Source organism: Campylobacter sp. BCW_6877, assembly GCF_001762445.1.
GTDB lineage: Bacteria > Campylobacterota > Campylobacteria > Campylobacterales > Campylobacteraceae > Campylobacter_D > Campylobacter_D jejuni.
Genome location: NZ_MJWW01000059.1, coordinates 145483 through 165245, shown reverse-complemented (window position 1 = coordinate 165245; position 19763 = coordinate 145483). Strand labels below are relative to the sequence as shown.

The 19763-nt window shown below is 29.8% G+C and carries 21 protein-coding genes; 7 read left to right on the top strand and 14 right to left on the bottom strand.

Translation table 11 applies throughout. From position 1 onward, the window contains the following. The first annotated feature begins 18 nt into the window (after window positions 1-18). From AJ936_RS08095 to pssA, 4 genes are read left to right on the top strand one after another with little or no spacing between them, the layout of a single operon-like run. Window positions 19-867, top strand: coding sequence for a 50S ribosomal protein L11 methyltransferase (locus tag AJ936_RS08095; RefSeq protein ID WP_002861833.1), 849 nt, complete (start codon window positions 19-21; stop codon window positions 865-867). After that, window positions 867-2804, top strand: coding sequence for an ATP-dependent zinc metalloprotease FtsH (ftsH, locus tag AJ936_RS08090; protein ID WP_052857560.1), 1938 nt, complete (start codon window positions 867-869; stop codon window positions 2802-2804). The genes AJ936_RS08095 and ftsH overlap by 1 nt, the downstream gene beginning before the upstream one ends. Further along, a complete protein-coding gene (locus tag AJ936_RS08085; protein ID WP_070210818.1) occupies window positions 2801-3418 on the top strand; it encodes a phosphatidylserine decarboxylase in 618 nt (205 codons plus the stop codon). The genes ftsH and AJ936_RS08085 overlap by 4 nt, the downstream gene beginning before the upstream one ends. 9 nt (window positions 3419-3427) lie before the next feature. Continuing rightward, window positions 3428-4156: a CDP-diacylglycerol--serine O-phosphatidyltransferase gene (pssA, locus tag AJ936_RS08080; protein ID WP_002859122.1), complete on the top strand. Its 729-nt coding sequence runs from the start codon at window positions 3428-3430 to the stop codon at window positions 4154-4156. Here pssA and AJ936_RS08075 read toward each other — a convergent pair. Then, complete coding sequence (locus AJ936_RS08075; RefSeq protein ID WP_070274327.1) at window positions 4147-4944, bottom strand: ferritin-like domain-containing protein; 798 nt, start codon at window positions 4942-4944, stop codon at window positions 4147-4149. The genes pssA and AJ936_RS08075 overlap by 10 nt on opposite strands. Before the next feature lie 89 nt (window positions 4945-5033). Between AJ936_RS08075 and AJ936_RS08070 the strand changes: the two genes are divergently transcribed. The 3 genes from AJ936_RS08070 (at window position 5034) to cetZ (ending at window position 7404) form a co-directional block, all read left to right on the top strand. Next, window positions 5034-5393, top strand: coding sequence for a methionine-R-sulfoxide reductase (locus AJ936_RS08070; RefSeq protein ID WP_002861829.1), 360 nt, complete (start codon window positions 5034-5036; stop codon window positions 5391-5393). Window positions 5394-5407: 14 nt separating this feature from the next. Continuing rightward, window positions 5408-6034, top strand: a complete 627-nt coding sequence (locus AJ936_RS08065; protein WP_079860817.1) for a MarC family protein — start codon at window positions 5408-5410, stop codon at window positions 6032-6034. Between the two features lie 80 nt (window positions 6035-6114). Further along, window positions 6115-7404 carry an energy taxis response protein CetZ gene (cetZ, locus tag AJ936_RS08060; RefSeq protein WP_070274324.1) on the top strand — a complete coding sequence of 430 codons (1290 nt, stop codon included), beginning with the start codon at window positions 6115-6117 and terminating at the stop codon, window positions 7402-7404. 22 nt (window positions 7405-7426) lie between these two features. Here the strand turns inward: cetZ and aat are convergent, their stop codons facing one another. Genes aat through sstT form a run of 13 tightly spaced genes read right to left on the bottom strand, consistent with a single transcriptional unit; the run spans window position 7427 to window position 19675 of the window. Continuing rightward, window positions 7427-8074 carry a leucyl/phenylalanyl-tRNA--protein transferase gene (aat, locus tag AJ936_RS08055; RefSeq protein WP_002932715.1) on the bottom strand — a complete coding sequence of 216 codons (648 nt, stop codon included), beginning with the start codon at window positions 8072-8074 and terminating at the stop codon, window positions 7427-7429. Continuing rightward, window positions 8049-10178 carry an AAA family ATPase gene (locus AJ936_RS08050; RefSeq protein WP_070274323.1) on the bottom strand — a complete coding sequence of 710 codons (2130 nt, stop codon included), beginning with the start codon at window positions 10176-10178 and terminating at the stop codon, window positions 8049-8051. The genes aat and AJ936_RS08050 overlap by 26 nt, the downstream gene beginning before the upstream one ends. Beyond that, window positions 10175-10465, bottom strand: coding sequence for an ATP-dependent Clp protease adaptor ClpS (locus AJ936_RS08045; RefSeq protein WP_070274321.1), 291 nt, complete (start codon window positions 10463-10465; stop codon window positions 10175-10177). Before AJ936_RS08045 ends, AJ936_RS08050 begins: the two co-directional genes overlap by 4 nt. Then, entirely contained in the window at window positions 10465-11067 is a 603-nt protein-coding gene (locus tag AJ936_RS08040; protein WP_070274319.1) for a TlpA disulfide reductase family protein, read from the bottom strand. Before AJ936_RS08040 ends, AJ936_RS08045 begins: the two co-directional genes overlap by 1 nt. 10 nt (window positions 11068-11077) lie before the next feature. Next, on the bottom strand, window positions 11078-11530 hold the full coding sequence (gene smpB, locus AJ936_RS08035) for an SsrA-binding protein SmpB (protein WP_002852861.1): 453 nt from the start codon (window positions 11528-11530) through the stop codon (window positions 11078-11080). Then, window positions 11527-12294 (bottom strand): 4-(cytidine 5'-diphospho)-2-C-methyl-D-erythritol kinase, encoded by a 768-nt coding sequence (locus tag AJ936_RS08030; protein ID WP_070274317.1) that lies wholly within the window; start codon window positions 12292-12294, stop codon window positions 11527-11529. Before AJ936_RS08030 ends, smpB begins: the two co-directional genes overlap by 4 nt. After that, a complete protein-coding gene (csrA, locus tag AJ936_RS08025) occupies window positions 12291-12518 on the bottom strand; it encodes a carbon storage regulator CsrA (protein WP_002852854.1) in 228 nt (75 codons plus the stop codon). The genes AJ936_RS08030 and csrA overlap by 4 nt, the downstream gene beginning before the upstream one ends. Beyond that, complete coding sequence (truB, locus tag AJ936_RS08020) at window positions 12512-13330, bottom strand: tRNA pseudouridine(55) synthase TruB (protein WP_002870522.1); 819 nt, start codon at window positions 13328-13330, stop codon at window positions 12512-12514. The genes csrA and truB overlap by 7 nt, the downstream gene beginning before the upstream one ends. Then, the gene (locus AJ936_RS08015) at window positions 13327-15402 is read right to left on the bottom strand and encodes an ATP-dependent helicase (protein WP_070274315.1); all 2076 of its coding nucleotides are present in this window, start codon (window positions 15400-15402) and stop codon (window positions 13327-13329) included. Before AJ936_RS08015 ends, truB begins: the two co-directional genes overlap by 4 nt. Beyond that, window positions 15399-15836 (bottom strand): hypothetical protein, encoded by a 438-nt coding sequence (locus AJ936_RS08010; RefSeq protein WP_070274314.1) that lies wholly within the window; start codon window positions 15834-15836, stop codon window positions 15399-15401. Before AJ936_RS08010 ends, AJ936_RS08015 begins: the two co-directional genes overlap by 4 nt. Next, a complete protein-coding gene (locus AJ936_RS08005) occupies window positions 15830-17551 on the bottom strand; it encodes a M3 family oligoendopeptidase (protein ID WP_002861820.1) in 1722 nt (573 codons plus the stop codon). The genes AJ936_RS08010 and AJ936_RS08005 overlap by 7 nt, the downstream gene beginning before the upstream one ends. A gap of 3 nt (window positions 17552-17554) precedes the next feature. Further along, window positions 17555-18442 carry an aspartate carbamoyltransferase catalytic subunit gene (locus AJ936_RS08000; RefSeq protein WP_070274312.1) on the bottom strand — a complete coding sequence of 296 codons (888 nt, stop codon included), beginning with the start codon at window positions 18440-18442 and terminating at the stop codon, window positions 17555-17557. A 9-nt stretch (window positions 18443-18451) separates the two neighbouring features. Continuing rightward, window positions 18452-19675, bottom strand: coding sequence for a serine/threonine transporter SstT (gene sstT, locus AJ936_RS07995; RefSeq protein WP_002861818.1), 1224 nt, complete (start codon window positions 19673-19675; stop codon window positions 18452-18454). Between the last annotated feature and the right edge of the window lie 88 nt (window positions 19676-19763).

Here is a 19763-nt window from a genome sequence, read left to right as displayed (position 1 = left end):
TGATTTTTAAAATTCTAAATGCAAAAAAAATATTACGAATTGTTCTTTATCGTAGAAGAGCAGTATAAAAATTTATTTCTTGATTTTGCTTTTGATTTAGGTATAGAAGCTATAGAAGAGAAAGATAATGGTGTTTATATTAGATCCCATGAGAGTTTAGAAGAGCTTTCATGGGCACTTGAAATATTTGCTCAAAAACTTACAACTACTTTCAATTTAAACCATAAAATTATTTCTAATTTAAGTCTTGTAGAGAAAGAAAACAAGGACTGGATACAAGAATATAAAAACGGCATAAAACCTATTTTAGTGGATAATGTTTATATCCATACCACTTGGCAAGAAGAAAAAAAGAATTATATAAATATAAAGATTAATCCAGCCTTAGCCTTTGGCTCAGGACATCATGAAAGCACATATTCTTGTGTAAAATTTTTACAAAAATTTTCTAAAAGTAAATTAAGAGCCTTAGATCTTGGTTGCGGTAGTGGAATTTTAGGTATTATCATGGCAAAGTTTGGCTGTAATGTTGAAATTTGTGATACTGATGAGTTGGCTATTGATAGTTCTTTGGAAAATGCAAGATTAAATGATGTCGATTTTCATAAGACTTGGTGTGGATCTATAGATAAAGCAAATGGTTTATATAACCTAATTGTTGCAAATATCATTGCAGATGTGATTTTAATTTTAGAAAAAGATATTAAAAACCATTTAGAAGATAATGCTATACTTATTTTGTCAGGAATTTTAGATAAATATTCAACAAGAATTAAAGAAAAATTTCAAGATTTAGAACTCATTGATGAAATGCAAATCAATGAGTGGTGTAGTTTTGTATATAAAAACAATAAAAAGGATAAGTAATGAATAATAATACCCCAAATAATAAGGGTAATCCGCAGGGTAATAATTTTTTTAACAAAAATCCCATTTTTATTTTTGCGATTTTTGCAATTGTAATGATAATTATTTTTAAGGGATTTTTTGATGGCAATGGTTCTTTTGGTGGGGCATTGAATGGTAATGAAGTAAATAAAAATGTCCCTTATTCTGAGTTAAAAAAGCTTATTGAAAGTGGACAAATCAATCAAGTTAGTATAGGACAAACAACAATCAAAGCAATTTCAAGCTCTCACAATACTGTTTATACAGCAAAAAAAGTTAACGATCCTGAGCTTGTGAGTTTACTAGATAGTAAAAATATCGCTTATGGTGCCTATTCTGAAACAAATTGGTTTACGGACATACTTTTTTCATGGGTTTTGCCAGTATTTATTTTCTTTGGTATTTGGATGTTTTTGGCAAGTCGTATGCAAAAAAATATGGGAAGTTCTATATTGGGTATAGGAAGTTCTAAGAAGCTTGTAAATTCAGAAAAACCTAAAGTAAAATTTAGCGATGTAGCTGGTGTTGAAGAAGCTAAAGAAGAAGTAAAAGAAATTGTAGATTTTTTAAAGTATCCTGAAAGATATATTAAATTGGGAGCGAAAATTCCAAAAGGACTTTTGCTTGTTGGACCTCCAGGTACAGGAAAAACTTTGCTTGCAAAAGCAGTTGCAGGTGAAGCTGATGTGCCGTTTTTTAGTGTTTCAGGTTCGTCTTTTATAGAAATGTTTGTGGGTGTAGGTGCTTCTCGTGTGAGAGATTTGTTTGAAAATGCAAAAAAAGAAGCTCCTGCTATTGTTTTTATAGATGAAATAGATGCTATTGGTAAAAGTCGTGCAGCAAGTGGCATGATGGGTGGAAACGATGAAAGAGAACAAACTTTAAATCAGCTTTTGGCTGAAATGGATGGCTTTGGGACAGAAAGTTCCCCAGTTATTGTTTTAGCAGCAACAAATCGCCCAGAAGTTTTAGATGCAGCGCTTTTAAGACCAGGAAGGTTTGATAGACAAGTTTTAGTTGATAAACCTGATTTTAAAGGTAGGTGTGATATTTTAAAAGTGCACATGAAAGATGTCAAAATTTCCCCAAAAGTTAAGGTAGAAGACATAGCACGCTTAACCGCAGGGCTTGCAGGAGCTGATCTTGCAAATATTATTAATGAAGCGGCACTTTTAGCAGGTAGGGATTCTAAAAAATATGTAGAACAAAATGATTTAGTTGAAGCTGTTGAAAGAGCTATAGCAGGACTTGAGAAGAAATCACGTCGTATTAATGAAAAAGAAAAGAAAATTGTTACTTATCATGAATGCGGTCATGCTTTAATCGCTGAAACTACCAAAGGTGCAAAACGTGTAAGTAAGGTTTCTGTGATTCCGCGTGGTCTTGCGGCTTTAGGTTATACTTTAAATACTCCTGAGGAAAATAAATTTTTAATGCAAAAACATGAACTTATCGCTGAAGTAGATGTACTTTTAGGTGGTCGTGCAGCTGAAGAAGTGTTTATAGGTGAAATTTCAACGGGTGCAAGTAATGATTTAGAAAGAGCAACCGATATCATAAAAGCTATGATTTCTATGTATGGTATGAGTGAAATTGCAGGACTTATGGTGCTTGAAAAACAAAGAAATACTTTCTTAAGTGGTGGACAAACCATAAAAGATTATTCTGAAAAGATGGCAGAATCTTTAGATGATTATGTAAAGAAAACCTTAGATGAACGCTATAAAGATGTTAAAGATACTTTAAATACTTATAAAGGAGCGATTGAGACTATGGTTGCAGCCCTTTATGAAGAAGAAACTATTGAAGGTACTAAAGTGCGCGAGATTATTAAAGAGTTTGAGGATCAAAATAGTCTACCAAGTCGTTTACAAGAACTTGAAGAAGTTAAAACTGAAGTTAAAGTAGAAGAATGAAAGATTTTATTGCAAAAGATGGATATTTAAGTCTTATTATTTTAAGCTTGATTTTTATTTTTGTGTGGATTTTTTATTCTTTTTCCATCTTGCTATTAACATTAATTGTAATTTGTATTTTTCTTTTTAGAGTGCCTAAAAGAGAACTTGTTTGTAGTGATGAAAAAGCTATTTTTGCACCTATAGATGGTAGGGTTACTAAAATAGAAAATATTCATCATAAAGATTTGGGTGAATGTGTTGAAATTACTATTAAAAATGCTCTTTATGATGCTGGAAATTTTAATACACCTTTTGCAATGACTATAACAGATATTCGTTTACGACATGGCCTTTTTTTGTGCAGTGAATTAAAATCTGCAAAAATGATGAATCAAAGAGTTTTTATTTTGGCAAAAGTTAAAGAGAATAAAACGATAGCTTTGCGAATCTATGCAGGTTCTTTTGATAGAAAATTAAAGCTCGATAATATTTCTCATGATTTAAAAGCAGGAGATAGAATGGGTTTTTTAATTAATGGCTCTATAAGTTTACTTTTACCAAAAGATACTAGAATTCATATAGGCTTAAATGATGAAATTAAAGCAGGTTCATTGTTAGGCTATTTTGCGTAAGGAAAAATAATGAATAACAGACCGCAATTAATTTATATTTTACCCAATCTTTTTACAGCTGCTTCAGCTTTTTTAGGGGTTATTTCTATTATAGCTTCAATACATGGAAATTATTATACAGCTTTGATTTATATTATTTTATCTTTGATTTGCGATGGGCTTGATGGCCGTGTTGCAAGACTTACAAATTCTACTTCAAAATTTGGAGTAGAATTTGATTCTTTAGCCGATCTAGTAGCTTTTGGAGTTGCTCCAGCGGTTCTTTTTTATATGGCTATAGGTTATGATTTTGGAAAACTTGGATCTTTGATTACGGCTTTTTTTGTGGTTTTTGGAGCCATTCGTTTGGCGAGATTTAATGTTACCACGGGTACTTATGAACCTTCTGTTTTTATAGGTCTTCCTATACCTACTGCAGCAGTTGTGAGTGCTATATGGACTTATGCGTTTATCAGTTATGATTTTTTAAAGCCTTATGGTGTAGTTTTTTTGGTGCTTCAAGCAATTTTAGGGCTTTTAATGGTAAGTAATATACGCTATCCCAGCTTTAAAAAGCTTGATTTTAATCGTTCTAGCGTTTTAAAAGTTTTGATTATTTTAATTATAATATTTTCATTTTTATATCTTTACCCCCTTGAAAGTTTAGTAATTTTAGCAAGCTTGTATGTGCTTTATGGAATTATTCGGGTTTTATATACCATTATTGTTTCAAAATTTAAGATAAGAAATCAAGAGTAAAATTTTTCAATGACTTCGCATTCTTCTTGAGTAAAACCAGCTTTGATTCTTGCCTGAATGTTAAGTTTTTTTCCTGCAAGAGAGAATTGTTTAAACGTTTTACAAAGCTCGATAAAATCATACTTGTTTTGATTTGCAAATTTCCACCAAGTATCTCCTTTTTTAACGTGTTTTATTTCATCATTAAGTATAATTTCAAGATATTCCATTAAAAGATTTTTAATGGAATGATTGGAACTTTGAAGTTTTTGAACAACAAAGGGGTTGGCATCAAGCCCTTTAGCTTCTAAACCTCTATGAACTATTCCCATTCTAAAGCTTAAAGAGTCTTTTGTAGCTTCTAGAGCAGATTCTAAATTATCATGCACTGGAAAATTTCCATATTTGTAACCAAGTTCTTCAAGTACTGAATTTAAAAGTTTGAAATGTTTAATTTCCTCATCTGCTACCTCCAGCCAATCGTAATAAAATTGCAAAGGTAGATTTTTAAAGCGATAACTCGCATCTAAAGCCAGGTTAATTGCATTAAATTCTATATGAGCGACTGAATGAATTATTTTAGCAAGCGCATGAGTTGAATTGACAAATTTAGGCCTTCTTATACGCGTAGGATGAAGCAAGGTAATTTGTTGTGATGTATTTTTTTTGAAAATGCTTTGATTCTCGTGATTAAAATTAAATTTGTGGCTTTTAAAGTCTTCATAAAAATTTTGAAAAGAGTGAAATTTTATAGTTATATTTTTTTCATATAAAATATCTTGAAGTTCTTGAAAAAATTCTTTTTGCATTTAAAACTTTCTTGAAAATTATAAAAATTTATCATTTAAAATTGAAATTTTAATTATATAATATAAAAATTATTTTACAAGGGTAGATCATGAAAGAATTAAATGAAGAAGAAAAAAAAGTAATTTTAAATAAAGGAACAGAAGCTCCTTTTAGTGGGAAATATAATGATTTTTATGAAAAAGGAATTTATCAATGCAAGCAATGTGGAGCTTCGCTTTATAAATCCGAAGATAAATTTAAATCAGGTTGTGGATGGCCTAGCTTTGATGATGAAATAAGAGGGGCTATTAAAAGAATTCCTGATAAAGATGGGATTAGAACCGAGATTGTGTGTGCAAACTGCAATGGACATTTAGGTCATGTTTTTGAAGGAGAAGGGTTTTCTGCTAAAAATGTAAGACATTGTGTAAATTCTATTTCTTTGGAATTTGTAAAAACTAAGGATTGATAGTGTTTTCTAGTATGGGTTCTGAGCTTTATTTGATATTTTTTGCTGCAATTACTTTACTTGCCATCTTAAATCCTTTTGGTAATTTAACTCAATTTTTGGCTATGAGCGATGGATTACCTATAATGCTTCGGAAAAAACTTTTTAGAACTATTGTCTATACAGCTTTTACTATAGTTTTGGTATTTTTATTATCAGGACCTTTATTTATGAACTATATTTTTAGAGTTTCATTAGATGATTTAAGGGTTTCTGGTGGTTTGGTTCTTATTGTAATGGCTATTAAAAATTTACTTTTTTCAACAAAAATTGTAACTAAGGATTTTAGTTCTTATCAGGATATGGATGATAAGGAAATTTTAAGACAGAGTTTAATACCTATGGCATTTCCTATGCTTGTTGGACCTGGAACTTTAGCTAGTATTGTCGTTATAGCAGAAGATGGTGGGCTTGATGTTGCTCTTGGCGGAGTAATGATAGCTTTTATTTTTATGTTTGTACTTTTTCATTTTGCAGCTACTATAGAAAAAATAGTTGGAAAATTGATTTTGCATGTTTTTTCTCGTATAGCACAAGTGTTTATTGCTGCTATGGGGTTTAAGATGGTTATTGTAGGTTTAAAGGATATATTTAACTTATAAATTAATATAATTTTAAGTAAATAATACTATATAAATATGATATAATTTTAAAATAATTTATTATTAAAAAGGTGAGTTTTATGTTTGGTGCTAAGAAAAATAATACTGAAATAATTGAACAACTTGAAAAAAAGTGTAATGGTTTAGGAGATATTTTAAGATCTATTGGGAATACCATGGCAGTAATTGAATTTACCACCGATGGCGTTATTTTAGAGGCAAATCAAAATTTTTTAACAACTATGAAATACTCCCTTTCAGAGATCAAGGGCAAGCATCATAGTATGTTCTGTTTGCCTGAAGTTGTTAATTCTTCAGCATATAGTGATTTTTGGAAAGATTTAAGAGATGGAAAAGCTAGAAGTGGTCTTTTTAGACGTATAGCTAAGGGAGGGATAGATGTTTATTTAGAAGCAAATTATCTTCCAATTAGTGATAATAATGGCCATGTTTATAAAATTATTAAATTTGCCAATGATATAACTCAAAGACATTATGAAATGCTTGATCTTAGAAATACTATTGCTGCTGCTAATCGTTCCATGGCTATTATTGAATTTAAACCTGATGGGACTATTATTACGGCTAATGAAAATTTTTTAAGAACTATGGATTTTAATATTGATGAGATTAAAGGAAAGCATCATAGTATGTTCTGTGATTCTAATTATAGACACTCTAAGGACTATGTTCAATTTTGGGAAGATTTAAGAGAGGGCAAATTTCAATCAGGTAAATATATAAGATACGGAAGAAATAATAAAAAAGTATACCTTGAAGCAAGTTATAATCCGGTTAAAAATGATGATGGGAAAATTTACAAGGTTATTAAATTTGCTACAGATATAAGCGAACAAGTTAAAAAAGATCAAGAAAAACTTCGCCTCATAAGCGAACTTGCAGAAAAAAATGATAATCTTACTCAAGATGGAGATCGTGTAATTGAAAACACTGTTTCAAATGTTCAGAATATTGCTGATATGATGTCTCAAAGTTCAAATCTTGTTTCTTCATTAAATCAACAATCAGATGAAATTAAATCTATTATTCAGACTATTAGTGATATTGCTGATCAGACTAATCTGCTTGCTTTAAATGCTGCTATTGAGGCAGCGCGTGCTGGTGAACATGGTAGAGGTTTTGCTGTTGTTGCTGATGAAGTAAGAAATTTAGCCGAAAGAACAGGGCATTCAGTTAATGAAATTACCACTACGATTAATTCTATTCGTAATGTTACATCACAAGTGGTTGAGAGTATTAAAAGCGGTTTAGAGGATGTTAATCAGAGTGTTGAACTTGCAAAAGAAGCAAGAGAATGTATGGAGAAAATTCGTGAAAGCTCTACTGAAGTTGCTAAAGCAATGTCATAAGCGTGATTTTCACGCTTATTTTTTAAGTCATTAAATCTTTAAAATTTTTAAAACCACTTTCTTGATTGCATTTTTCTTTTAAAATATTTAAAAATTCTTTCCTAGAAATATTATGAGCACCCATGAATTCTAAATGTTGGTTATAAACTTGACAATCTATGATAAAATCATAAGGTTTTAATAAATCACAAAGCTTAATCATGGCAACTTTAGATGCATTTTTTTTAATGCTTACCATGCTTTCACCAAAGAAAACCTTGCCTAAAATTAAACCATAAATTCCACCTATAAGTTCATTATTTTCATAAAGTTCAAGGCTATGCGCATAGCCTTGGGTAAATAACTTATAATAAGTGGTAATAAATTCATCATCTATCCAGCTTTGAGAGCGTGTATCGCGACATAATGTAATTAATTTTAAAAAATCATAATCAAGTTTAATTTGATAGAGATTAATAAATTTTTTCATATTTTTTTGGATGTGAATTTGATTTGGAATTAAAATGCATCTAGGATCTGGACACCACCAAGTTACAGGTTTACTTGTCCATGGGAATAGACCAAAAGTATAAGCTTTTACAATAAAATCAGCTTCTAAATTTTGACTTAAAAATACAGGAGCATTTTTAGGTGCATTGAGTAATTTAGAATATAAATTCGAGCTTTCCATTTTTACCAAGTTTGATTTTAGCTATACCGCCTTTTTTAAGCTTTCCGAATAAAATTTCATCACTGATTTTTTCTCCTATCTCCTCAGAAATTATGCGTTTTAAAAGCCTTACTCCAAATTCTTTATTATAGGCTTTTTTAGTTAAATAAATTTTGGCTTTATCATCCGCTGATAATTTTATATTGTTTAAATTTTTAGAAATTTCATCAAGTTCTTTTTCGATAATTTTAACAAGTATAGCATCGTTTAAATCATTAAAATGTAAAATTTTATCAATACGATTAATAAATTCTGGAGCAAAAAAGTCTTTGATAGCACGATTACTTTTTTCTTCATTTTTACTTAAAAAACCAAGCTCATTGCTTTCTTTAAGCCCTAGATTAGATGTCATAATAATGATTGTATTTTTAAAATCTACTTTAAGACCGCTATTGTCGGTGAGTTCAGCATTGTCAAAAATCTGTAAAAAGGTATTGCTTAAATCAGGATGAGCCTTTTCTATTTCGTCAAAAAGAACAAGACTAAAAGGATTTTTGCGGATAGCATTGCTTAAAAGTCCACCCTCTTCAAAACCTATATATCCAGCTGGAGATCCTATTAGTTTACTTATAGCATGTTTTTCTGCATATTCACTCATATCAAAGCGTTCTAAATTTAAACCTAAAAATTCAGCTAAAGCTTTGCAAAGTTCTGTTTTTCCAACTCCACTTGATCCAGTAAACAAAAACACTCCGCGTGGTGTATTGGAATTTTTAAATCCTGCGAAACTTTGCTTAAGTGATGAAACAAGACTATCTATAACTTCATCTTGGCCAAAAATTTTTGCTTTTAAATTTGTTTTTAAATTCATTAAAGCTTTATTTTGATCGAATTCAAACATTTTGTGATGGTGGGTCATTTTTGCTAAAACATTTTCTAAATCTTTTAAATTGACATTTTTTTTAGCTTTTGGATTTAAAGCAAAAGAAGCGCCAAGTTCATCGATCAGATCTATAGCACAATCAGGTAAAAATTTATCATTAAAAAATTTTTTACCCCAAATTACAGCATATTGAAGAATTTCATCGTTTAATTTTATATGATGAAATTCTTCATATTTGTTTTTTAATCCTTTAAGAATTTGCAAGCTTTCTTCTTGGCTTGGTTCATCTACATTTATTTTAGCAAAACGGCGACTTAGGGGTTTATTTTTATCAAAAGTATTTTTATATTCCATAAAAGTTGTTGCACCTATGCATTTTAAAGTTCCATTACTTAGAGCTGGTTTTAAAAGATTGGAAAAATCAGTATGAGATTCTCCTGTGCTTCCAGCTCCTACTATAGTGTGAATTTCATCAATAAATAAAATAGCATTGGGTATTTTCTCAAGTTCATTTAAAATTTCTTTAATTCTTTTCTCAAAATCTCCACGGTATTTTGTTCCCGCAAGTATACTAGCCATATCAAGACTAAAAATTTTTGCATTTTGTAAGTTTTTAGGCACCTTTTTTTCCGCAATAGCCAATGCTAATCCTTCTACAATGGCCGTTTTGCCAACTCCTGCTTCTCCTACTAAAATAGGATTATTTTTCTTGCGACGTGAAAGAATTTGCATCATTCTTTCAAGTTCAAATTTTCTTCCTATTAAAGGATCAATCTTGCCATTTTGAGCTAAAAGTGTTAAATCACTTGTGTGGTTGCTTAAATTTTGTATATTTTTATGATTTTGAAGTTCTTGAATTTTGTTAAGATTTATGTTGTGTTTTTTTAAGAGATAGCTAGAATAACTTCTTGAATCCTGTATGAGCTTTTCTAAAAAATCTATAATTTTAATTTCATTATTTTTATTTTTAAGTGAAAGTAAGATTTCATCTAAAACAACAGATATTGTAGGTTCTATTTCTTGTTTAATAATTTGATTGTTTTGAGAAATGTAATTTTTTAATTCAGTTTCTAGAAGTTCAAGATCTCCATCTGAAAATTCTTCAAATATATCCTTAAAATCAGTGCTTAGTTTTAGTAATGCAAACAGCACATGCTCACAGGTAACAAATTCATGGTGGTTTATTAAGCTTAGATTTTTGGCATTATCAAGATATTTTTGTAAATTTTCTTGGTATTTCATTCTTCTTCTACCTTCGCTTGTAGTGGAAAATTAGCAAGTTTAGCCGCATCTATAACTTTTTTTTGTTTTGAAAGAGCTATTTCTTGAGTGTAAATGCCACAAATTCCAGAACCATTGTGATGAATTTCTAACATTGTTTGACTTGCTTTCTCAAGGTTTTGATGAAAAATATTCATCAAAATTTCTATAACAAAATCCATAGTTGTTATATCATCATTTAAGAGTATAACTTTATACATTTTTGGTTCACTAAGTTTTATTTGTTCTAGAGTTTGGGTTTTTGGCATTATTTTCCTTTGTAGATTTTATTTAAATCTTCTTGCATGAGTTCTGTTGGAATTTTACCAAGATAAAAATTTGTTGGAGCATTATTATTCCAGTAATCGCTTATTTTTTGATAAATTCCATTTTTTAAAACGACCTTAAAAGGAAGTTGCTCCATATTTTGATAGTCTATATCTTTTAAAATTTGAGCAATAATACGATCGTTAGAGCTGCCATTGCTTAGAAAATAGTAAGCACCATAATCATCTGCGAATTTTTTAACTGTTTCATCGCTAACATCTTCAAAATGCGTAAGTCCTATAATGATAAATTTGCTAGAATTATTTTTCCAAAGTTTGCTAAGATCTAAAGCTTCTTCTTTACATGGGGTGCAAAAAGTGCCAAAAAAATCAAACATTAGAACTTTTCCTTCCTCTCCTTCTACCACAAAACCTTTATCTGTTCTTATTAAAGTTTTGCTTCCACCATTTACACTATTTAATACTATTTTATCTCCTTTGTGATACTCTTCAAACATAAAATCATTTTGAATTTCTTCTTTTTTGGAGCAAGCATTAAGAAAAAATGCTAAACTTATTAAAAATAGGGTTAAAATTTTTTTCATTTAATTTCCTTTATTTATAATTTTTCATAGCAGCTCTAGCTTCTAAATCGGCTTGCTTTTTCTTTAAAGTTTCACGCTTGTCGTGCAAATTTTTCCCTTTAGCTAAAGCAAGAGTGGCTTTTACTTTATTTTTTGTGTTAAAATAAAGATCTAATGCAACGATAGTATATCCTTCTATACTTACTTTACCTAATAATTTATCAATTTGCTTTCTATGCATTAAAAGCTTTCTAGCACCTCTTTCTTCGTGTTTATAGAAAGAATGTGTAGTATGAAGCAATGAAATATGAGAATTAAGTAAAAAAATCTCATTTTTTATAATGCGAACAAAAGAGTCTTTAAGATTTGCTCTTCCTGCTCTTAAGGCTACAACTTCACTTCCCTTAAGGACAATTCCGGCTTCAAAGCGTTCTATGATGCTATAATCAAATAAAGCTTTTTTATTTCTCGCAATAATTTTCATCGATCAACCTTAAAAACACTACTACCGCTACCGCTTAGAAAAAAATCTTCTTGTAAGTAAGACTTCATTTTAGGATATAAAGTTGCACAAGGAGTAAATAAATCATTTAATTCTTTGTTTTTAAAGTTTTGTAACAACTCTTTTGTGCTGAGTTTTTTGTAGATTTGCGCTTGATTATTGTTTTTTTGAAAGTCAAATATTCCTCTATCAAATTCATCATAAACAGCTTTAGTTTGGCAAGATATTTGTGGAAAAGTCCATTTTAAATTAGGTATGTCATCTTCAAATTCTTTTATAATTTCACCACAGCCACTTACATTAGCAGAGTGAAAGCCACTTAAAAAAAAGGCAATATCACTTCCTAGTTGTATGCTTAAATTTATAAGTTCTTGTAGGTTTAATTTTAATTTTAGGGTTTCATTCATTAGTAGTAAAAAACTCGCACAATCGCTACTTCCACCACCAAGCCCAGCACATACTGGGATATTTTTTGTGAGTTTTAGGCTTTTTTTGCTAAATAATTCTTTTAATTCGTTATTATATCTTTTAGAAAGTAGCAAATAAGCCTTTTGAATAATATTATTTTCGCATTTAAAATTACTAATGATTTCAAATTCTTTTTTAGAGTCTGATTCTTTATCAACAAGCTCAAGCTCATCAAAAAGATCTTTTAAAAGTATAAATCGTGATTCTAAAAGATGATATTTTCTTGAGTCAAAACCGGTAAGTTTTAAAAAAATATTTGCTTTAGCGTAAGCTTTCATTTGATTAGTTTTTTGCTTAAGTCATCAAGTTTAATATCATTCTGAACAACAGAATGCAAATTTTCATCCTTTACTTGTTGAACAAGTTCTTTTCTAAGTATCATAAGAGATTTTGGAGCTTCTATGCCTATTTTGGCATATCCTTTCCCTGTTTGAACGACTTTGATTTCTATACCTTCTCCGATAATTATACTTTCATTTTCTTTTCTTGATAATATTAACATTTTTCAACCTTATTTAGAAGATATTTTACTGTATTTTCTTTAATATTAATTACGCTAAAATATTTTTCTGTTTCAATATAATAATCTCCTTCATCATGAAATTCTAATTCTTCGACAAAAATTTTAGCACCATTTTCGAGTTTACTTAAATTCTTGATAAAATTTGGCTTTAGGTTAATGTATTTTAACACATTTAAGCTTTTCTCATTATTATAAACAAATTTACCTTCTTTAATGCGCTCTAAAGAGCTTAAAGTCGCATTAATACCTAGTTTTCTAGCAAAAAGTTCGCAATAAGATCTTATATAAGCACCTTCACTGACTGTGATTTCAATATTTAAAAAAGGATGATTATAGCTTAAGATCTTGCAATCAAATACTTCCATTTGACAAGGTTTTAAATTTACTTCTATACCTTTTTTTGCAAGTTCATAGGCGCGAGTTCCATTGATTCTTTTGGCGCTAAATTGCGGTGGTGTATAGGAGATAATTCCTTGCATTTGATCAACGATTTGTTGTAAATTTGCAAGATCAAATTCTTTTATATTTTTAATTTCTTTTATATTTTGATCATCAAGACTTAAGGAGTAAACTCCAAGCCATAAAGTAGCTTTATAGGTTTTTGGAGTTTTTTTTAAAAAACGGAAAAGTTTTGTGTATTGTCCAAATGCAACGATTAAAATCCCTTTGGCGAAAGGATCAAGAGTGCCAGAATATCCTGCTTTTTTATTTTTATATTTTTTCTTTAAAGTGCTTAAAAAGGCATTAGAGCTCAAACCCCTTGGTTTAAAGGCTGCAAAGATCTTGTTCATACTGCTTTTTCCACAAAGCTTGCCATGATTACACGCATTATGCCGCCAAAATTAATATTAAGCTGTTCCTCTTTTCCTCTTTTATTAACTTCAACAACCCTGCCAATGCCAAAAATTTTATGTTTAACTAGATCTCCTTTACAAAAGCTAGTTTTTTGTATATTTTGATTTTTTGATTTTTCATTGATTAATTTACTTTCTTCTAAGAAGCGACTAGGATTGATATTTGCTCTTGAACCATGATAAAAACGAGAATTTGCAACACTTATTGTGAGAAATTTTTTGGCGCGAGTGATGGCAACATAAGCAAGACGGCGTTCTTCTTCGAGATTTTCTTCGCTATTTAAAGGAAAAAATCCTTCATCAAAGCCTATTATAAAAACATAATCAAATTCCAAACCTTTGCTAGCATGAATACTCATCAAGCAAACACATTCTTCATCTAAATTATCTTGATCACTTAATAAAGAAATTTCACTAAGTAGATCTTCTAAAGAAGCTTCGGGATCTTCTTTGAGTTTTTCTCTTAGATTAGCATAAAACTCATCAAGATTTCTGATTCTTTCATCTCCATCATCTTGCTCTGAAAAATAATCTTTGATTTTAAATAATTCTTCTATATTGTCAAAAACTTTTTTTGCATTATCGTAGCTTTTTAGAGTGTGAATATTTTGTATAAAAATATTTGCTTCATTTTGTGCTTTTTTTGTTGTTAAAATTCCTACACCGCCATCGCTTTCACATAAGGCATCAAAAAGTGAAATTTGACGTTTTTTTGCATATTCTTCTAAATTTTTTAAGGCTTTTTCTCCTATGGATCTTTTAGGGCGATTAATAATACGCCTAAATGACAAATCATCGTTTGGATTTAAGATAAGTCTAAGATACGAGATTAAATCTTTTATTTCTAATCTTTCATAAAAACGCATACCGCTAAGCAGTTTATAAGAAATTTTTTCCTTCATAAATGCTTCTTCTATTGCTCTTGATAGTGCATTAACTCGAAATAAAACGGCGATCTCTTTAGCTTCTACTCCAGAATTTAGCAATTTTTTCACTTCTTGAGCGATATATAAACCTTCATCTTTTTCGTTTTCGTTTTTTAATATTTTAATATTTTCCCCAGTATCTTTAGTGCAGATTAAAGTTTTTCCAAGTCGTTGCTCATTGTGAGATATGAGATTATTTGCTGCTTGTAAAATAGTCCCTACTGAACGATAGTTTTGTTCAAGTTTTACAAGTTTAACATTTTTAAAATCGTTTTGAAAATTTAAAATATTTTCAATTTTTGCTCCACGCCAACTATAAATACTTTGATCATCATCACCAACAACTGTGATATTTTCATGCATACAACATAGATTTTTTAGAATTTTATATTGCAAGGTATTAGTATCTTGATACTCATCAACTGTAATGTAATTATAAAGTAAGCTTTGTTCTTTGGCAAAATTTATATCATTTTCTAAAATGAGATTGCTTAGCAATAAAAGATCATCAAAATCTACAAAATTTTGTTTTAATAAGTATTCTTCATAAGCACGGTAATAGTTGGCAAATTTGTATTCATTTTGATATTTTTCAAAATTATGTTCTTTTAGTAAATTTAAATCTTCAAAGACATTGCTTACTCTTTTGCCTTCATTTTTGCAATAAGATATGTATTTGATAATATCATAGACATTATCTTTGTTTTTATCATGGATTAAGTCTTTAATTATTTTTTTTGTATCATCTGTATCGATAACAATAAAACTATTTTTACGCTCCAATCTTTCAAAATGGAGTTTTAAAAATAAAAGTCCAAATTTATGAAAGGTGCAAAGCAAAGGATTGTGATTGCCTTGTAGAAAATTTAATGCTCTATGACGCATAACACTAGCTGCTTTATTTGTAAAAGTAAGAGTAAGAGTGTTATGCGAGGGGATGCCTACTTCACCGATAAGATAAGCAAGACGAGTGGTGATAGTTTTGGTTTTTCCACTACCTGCACCCGCTAGGATAAGCATAGCTCCATCAATGTGGCTTGCTGCCTGTTTTTGACTATAATTTAAATCTTCAAATAGATTCATTTTTTGAAAATATCTTTATTTTTTGGATTATTTAAAAATATATTTTTAGATTTTTGTAAATTTTTACTATCTTCGCGTTTATAAAGGCTAAAATTAACAAATAAAATGCTATTTTCTATTTGAATTTGCGTGATAGCTCCTAAATCAACCTTTACAAAACTATCAAAATCATCATTTCCAAAACCTGCGTGAAATTGAATGAAATCTTTATTTAGTTGTATGGATTCAAAGGTGTATCCTCCAAGAGCAAAAAGAGCATAAGGATTTTGTTTAACATCAAGCTCTTTGGGAAGTTCAGGGCTAAAATCTATGAAATTTGTATTTGCAACTATGGAAAATTCTATATTTTCTTCTATAAGGTGTGAAATAACTTCATAACAATGCTTTTGCATGGTATGGATAAAATTTTCATTTTTTAAGATTGTTTCTAGCATGATTGTAACTCCATAAATTCATTGATGAGTTTTTGAATTTCTTTTATGCCTATTTCCCAAAAATTTTCATCTTCTATATCAAAGCCAAACATTCCTACTAGTTCTTTTGGACTCACGCTTCCACCTAAAGAAAGCATTTTGATATAAAGTTCTTTAAAATTTTCACATTTTTTACTTTTGTAAAGTCCATAAAGAGCTAAAACTAAAAGTTGTGCATAAGCATAAGCATAGCAGTAAAAAGGAGAATGGATAAAATGAGGAATATAACTCCACCAAGAAGCATAATTTTTTGTAAGTTTTACGCTGTCTTGAAACATCTTTTGAGATTCTTCCATCCAAATTTTATTGATTTCTTCGGTGCTAAGTTCATTTTCTTGAGCATGTAAGCGTCTTTCAAAACAAGTAAAATTAATTTGTCTATAAAAAGTTGCAAAAATATCTTCGATTTTATTTGCATATAAAGATAGGAGTTCTTCTTTTTTTAACTTATCTTTAATAAAATCAAATACGAGCATTTCAGCAAAAACTGAAGCTGTTTCTGCGGTGGTTAAAGGTGTGTTTTGATTTAAGTAGCTTACATTGTAAGAAAGTTTTTGATGGATAGTATGTCCTAATTCATGTGCAAGTGTAAAAAGATCACGCCTTTTATCGGTGTAGTTTAATAAAACAAAAGGATGTGCATCAGAAGTTGCAGAATGTGAAAAAGCACCCCCTTGTTTATTTTCTTGCGGATAAACATCAATCCAACCTTGATCAAAAGCATTTTTTGCTATATCATAAAATTGAGGAGAAAAAGCTTGAAATGCCTCTAAAACAATATTTTTACTTGTTTTAAAATCAAAACTTGCTTCTTTTCCTATGGGTGCATATCTGTCATAGTCTTTAAGCTCATCATAGCCTAAAATTTGTTTTTTTCTTTTGTAAAATTGCGATACTAAGTTAAAATGTTTTTGTGCACTTGCTATCAAAGAATCAACGCTTTTTTGTGAAATTTGATTGCTGATATGTCTTGAAATTTCAGCATTTTCATAACCTCTTAATAAGCTTATGTTTTTTCTTTCTGTTTTTATCATATTGATAATAAAACTTAAAAGTCTGCTATTTTTTTGCAAAACTTTACTGAATTTTTTAGCAGCTTTTTTGCGTATTTTTCTATCTTCATCATACATTTTGCTTAGAACTTCTTCTTCGCTAAGTTTTTTACCTTCAAAAGGGATTTTTAAAGCGCTCATACTTTCATCAAAAAGTCTACTAAAAGCATTTGCACCTGTATTGGAAAGATAGAGCATAATGCGTTCTTCGTTTTTGCTAAGATTATAGCGTTTGTTTTGCAATAAATTAGAAAGATAAAAATCATAATCTTTGCAAAAAGTTGTAAATTTTTGACTTTTCTCAGGAGCTAACTCGCAAAATTCAAGCTCGAAAAAGAGTAAATTTTCTTCTATTTTTTTGCATTCTTCTTCGTATTGTGCGTAAAAAGAACCATTTTGAGTGTTTTTAGCAAAAAGCAAATAAGTATAAGTCATGATTTTGCCAAGAGCTTGATTTAAAATTTCATAATCTTTTAAAGCTTGTAAAAACTCATTAGCATTTAATGTATAAAGTTTATTTTCATAGTTTTTTTTGAAATTTAAACTTTGTTGGATTTGATCTTGTGTAAAATTTTGCAACGCTTCTTTATCGTGAAATAAAGCACTTAAATCCCATTCTAACATTTTTTATCCTTCATTTTCTAATATGAGTTTTTTAAGAACAGCCATTCTAATGGCCACTCCATTTTTAACTTGTTTTAAAACTAAAGTCCTTTCATCGCTCATCATTTCATCGCTTATGTCAATATTGCGATTTACAGGGCCTGGATGTAGTAAAATAAGCTTTTTATCTTTTACTAAGCTTTTTTGAATGCAAAAATCATTTGCATAGTCTTTAAGTGAAGCATAAACGGTTTTATTATGTCTTTCTGTTTGTGTTCTAAGACTCATGATAATATCTGAATTTGCTATGATATTCTCATCAAGCTTATAATGTTTTTTAAGATGGGTATTAGGTATAAAATGTGGTGGAGCTACTAGGGTAATATCAAGATTAAATCTGCTTAAAAGTTCTATATTGGACGCTGCAACGCGGGAATTTTTAATATCACCTACGATGCAAATTTTCTTACCTTCGACATCGCCTTGAAAATGATTATAAATAGTGAATAAATCTAGCAAAGCTTGGGTAGGATGGGCGTGTTTTCCATCTCCTCCATTAACAACTGGACAATGCATATGCTTTGCTAATATCAAAGGAACTCCTGAGTTTGCGTGTCTTATAACAATAGCATTAGGACTCATCGCATCTAAATTAGCAGCAGTATCATAAAGAGTTTCTCCTTTGCTAGAGCTTGATCTTGAAACATCAAGGCGTAAAACCCTAGCACCTAATCTTCTTGCAGCGCTTTCAAAAGATGAAAGGGTGCGTGTAGAGTTTTCAAAAAAAATTGTCGTGATACTTTTTCCTTCAAGAAAAGTTCTAGGTTTTTCATCTAAGAAATCACTTGCTTCTTTAAAAAGCTCCATAATTTCGACTTTATTAAAATCCTTTGTAGTGATGAGATGACGCATGTTTTTACCTTATTTGATATTATAATTTAATTCATTTTTAGAACAAATTGCTGTAAAAAGAACATCTGTAGAACTATTTAAAGCAGTTTCAACACTATCTTGAATAACCCCTATAATAAAACCTATGGCAACTACCTTCATAGCAATATCATAGTCTATATTAAATAAAGAACAAGCCAAAGGTATAAGCAGTAAGGATCCACCCGCAACTCCGCTAGCCCCGCAAGCTGCAAAGGTAGCAATAATGCTTAATAAAAAGGCTTGCAAAAGACTGATTTCTATACCAACAGTATTAGCTGCAGTAAGACTTAAAATAGCTATAGTAACTGCTGCTCCTGCCATGTTGATAGTAGCTCCTAAAGGTATAGAAATACCATAAAATTCTTTATCTATGCCAAGTTTGGCACAAAGTGCCATATTTACAGGAATATTTGCTGCTGAACTTCTTGTAAAAAAAGCAAAAAATGCACTGTGCCTTAAGCAGATAAAAATCAAAGGAAAAGGATTTTTTCTTGTATAAAAAAAGACTATTAAAGCATTGATAACAAAAGTAACAAAAAGCATAGTAGCTACAAGTAAAATTAAGAGTTTTACATAGCTTAGTAAACCTTGTGCTCCTGTTTGTGCTACAGAATTAGCCACAAGTCCAAAAATTCCAAAAGGAGCAAGTTTTACTATAAATTTAACAATTTTCAAAACCCCTTCATTGATATCTATAAAAACTTGTTTTGCTTCGTTAGAACAGTGTTTTAATGCTATACCTCCAGCTATTGCCCAAGTTAAAATTCCTAAATAATTCCCACTTGAAAGAGCATTTATGGGATTATCGACAATTTTAAATAAAAGATCTTTAAAAATCTCACTCATGTGGGTTGGAGATGAGTTTGTAGCAGTTTGAACTCCATCTAAAACAAGCTTTATAGGGAAGAAAAAATTAGCAAGAACCGCACAAGCTGAAGCAAGAAAGGTACCTACTATATACAAAATAATAATATTTTTGATCTTAGCACCACTTTGAGAAAAATCTTTAGTGCAAATTGAGGTTAAAATTAAAATAAAAACAAGCATAGGAGCGATAGCTTTTAAGGCGCTTGTAAAAAGTATTCCGAGTAAATTTGCAATTTCAGATATTTCTTTAGAACTAATGCCTATAAGTATTCCTAGTACTATACCTATGCAAATTTGAACTATGAGGTTGCCTTTAGCGTAGCTTTGAATGATTTTAGAAAACATAAAAACCTTTTAAATATTTTTTATATCAGAAGTTGATTTTAGCTAATTTTTGCTTAATTTTAGAGAATTTTTAATTTATCAAGCTTTG

Coding starts and splice junctions, on each gene's coding strand:
- AJ936_RS08095 (WP_002861833.1), top strand. CDS start 19: ATGCAAAAAAAATATTACGAATTGTTCTTTATCGTAGAAGAGCAGTAT.
- ftsH (WP_052857560.1), top strand. CDS start 867: ATGAATAATAATACCCCAAATAATAAGGGTAATCCGCAGGGTAATAAT.
- AJ936_RS08085 (WP_070210818.1), top strand. CDS start 2,801: ATGAAAGATTTTATTGCAAAAGATGGATATTTAAGTCTTATTATTTTA.
- pssA (WP_002859122.1), top strand. CDS start 3,428: ATGAATAACAGACCGCAATTAATTTATATTTTACCCAATCTTTTTACA.
- AJ936_RS08075 (WP_070274327.1), bottom strand. CDS start 4,944: ATGCAAAAAGAATTTTTTCAAGAACTTCAAGATATTTTATATGAAAAA.
- AJ936_RS08070 (WP_002861829.1), top strand. CDS start 5,034: ATGAAAGAATTAAATGAAGAAGAAAAAAAAGTAATTTTAAATAAAGGA.
- AJ936_RS08065 (WP_079860817.1), top strand. CDS start 5,408: ATGGGTTCTGAGCTTTATTTGATATTTTTTGCTGCAATTACTTTACTT.
- cetZ (WP_070274324.1), top strand. CDS start 6,115: ATGTTTGGTGCTAAGAAAAATAATACTGAAATAATTGAACAACTTGAA.
- aat (WP_002932715.1), bottom strand. CDS start 8,074: ATGGAAAGCTCGAATTTATATTCTAAATTACTCAATGCACCTAAAAAT.
- AJ936_RS08050 (WP_070274323.1), bottom strand. CDS start 10,178: ATGAAATACCAAGAAAATTTACAAAAATATCTTGATAATGCCAAAAAT.
- AJ936_RS08045 (WP_070274321.1), bottom strand. CDS start 10,465: ATGCCAAAAACCCAAACTCTAGAACAAATAAAACTTAGTGAACCAAAA.
- AJ936_RS08040 (WP_070274319.1), bottom strand. CDS start 11,067: ATGAAAAAAATTTTAACCCTATTTTTAATAAGTTTAGCATTTTTTCTT.
- smpB (WP_002852861.1), bottom strand. CDS start 11,530: ATGAAAATTATTGCGAGAAATAAAAAAGCTTTATTTGATTATAGCATC.
- AJ936_RS08030 (WP_070274317.1), bottom strand. CDS start 12,294: ATGAAAGCTTACGCTAAAGCAAATATTTTTTTAAAACTTACCGGTTTT.
- csrA (WP_002852854.1), bottom strand. CDS start 12,518: ATGTTAATATTATCAAGAAAAGAAAATGAAAGTATAATTATCGGAGAA.
- truB (WP_002870522.1), bottom strand. CDS start 13,330: ATGAACAAGATCTTTGCAGCCTTTAAACCAAGGGGTTTGAGCTCTAAT.
- AJ936_RS08015 (WP_070274315.1), bottom strand. CDS start 15,402: ATGAATCTATTTGAAGATTTAAATTATAGTCAAAAACAGGCAGCAAGC.
- AJ936_RS08010 (WP_070274314.1), bottom strand. CDS start 15,836: ATGCTAGAAACAATCTTAAAAAATGAAAATTTTATCCATACCATGCAA.
- AJ936_RS08005 (WP_002861820.1), bottom strand. CDS start 17,551: ATGTTAGAATGGGATTTAAGTGCTTTATTTCACGATAAAGAAGCGTTG.
- AJ936_RS08000 (WP_070274312.1), bottom strand. CDS start 18,442: ATGCGTCATCTCATCACTACAAAGGATTTTAATAAAGTCGAAATTATG.
- sstT (WP_002861818.1), bottom strand. CDS start 19,675: ATGTTTTCTAAAATCATTCAAAGCTACGCTAAAGGCAACCTCATAGTT.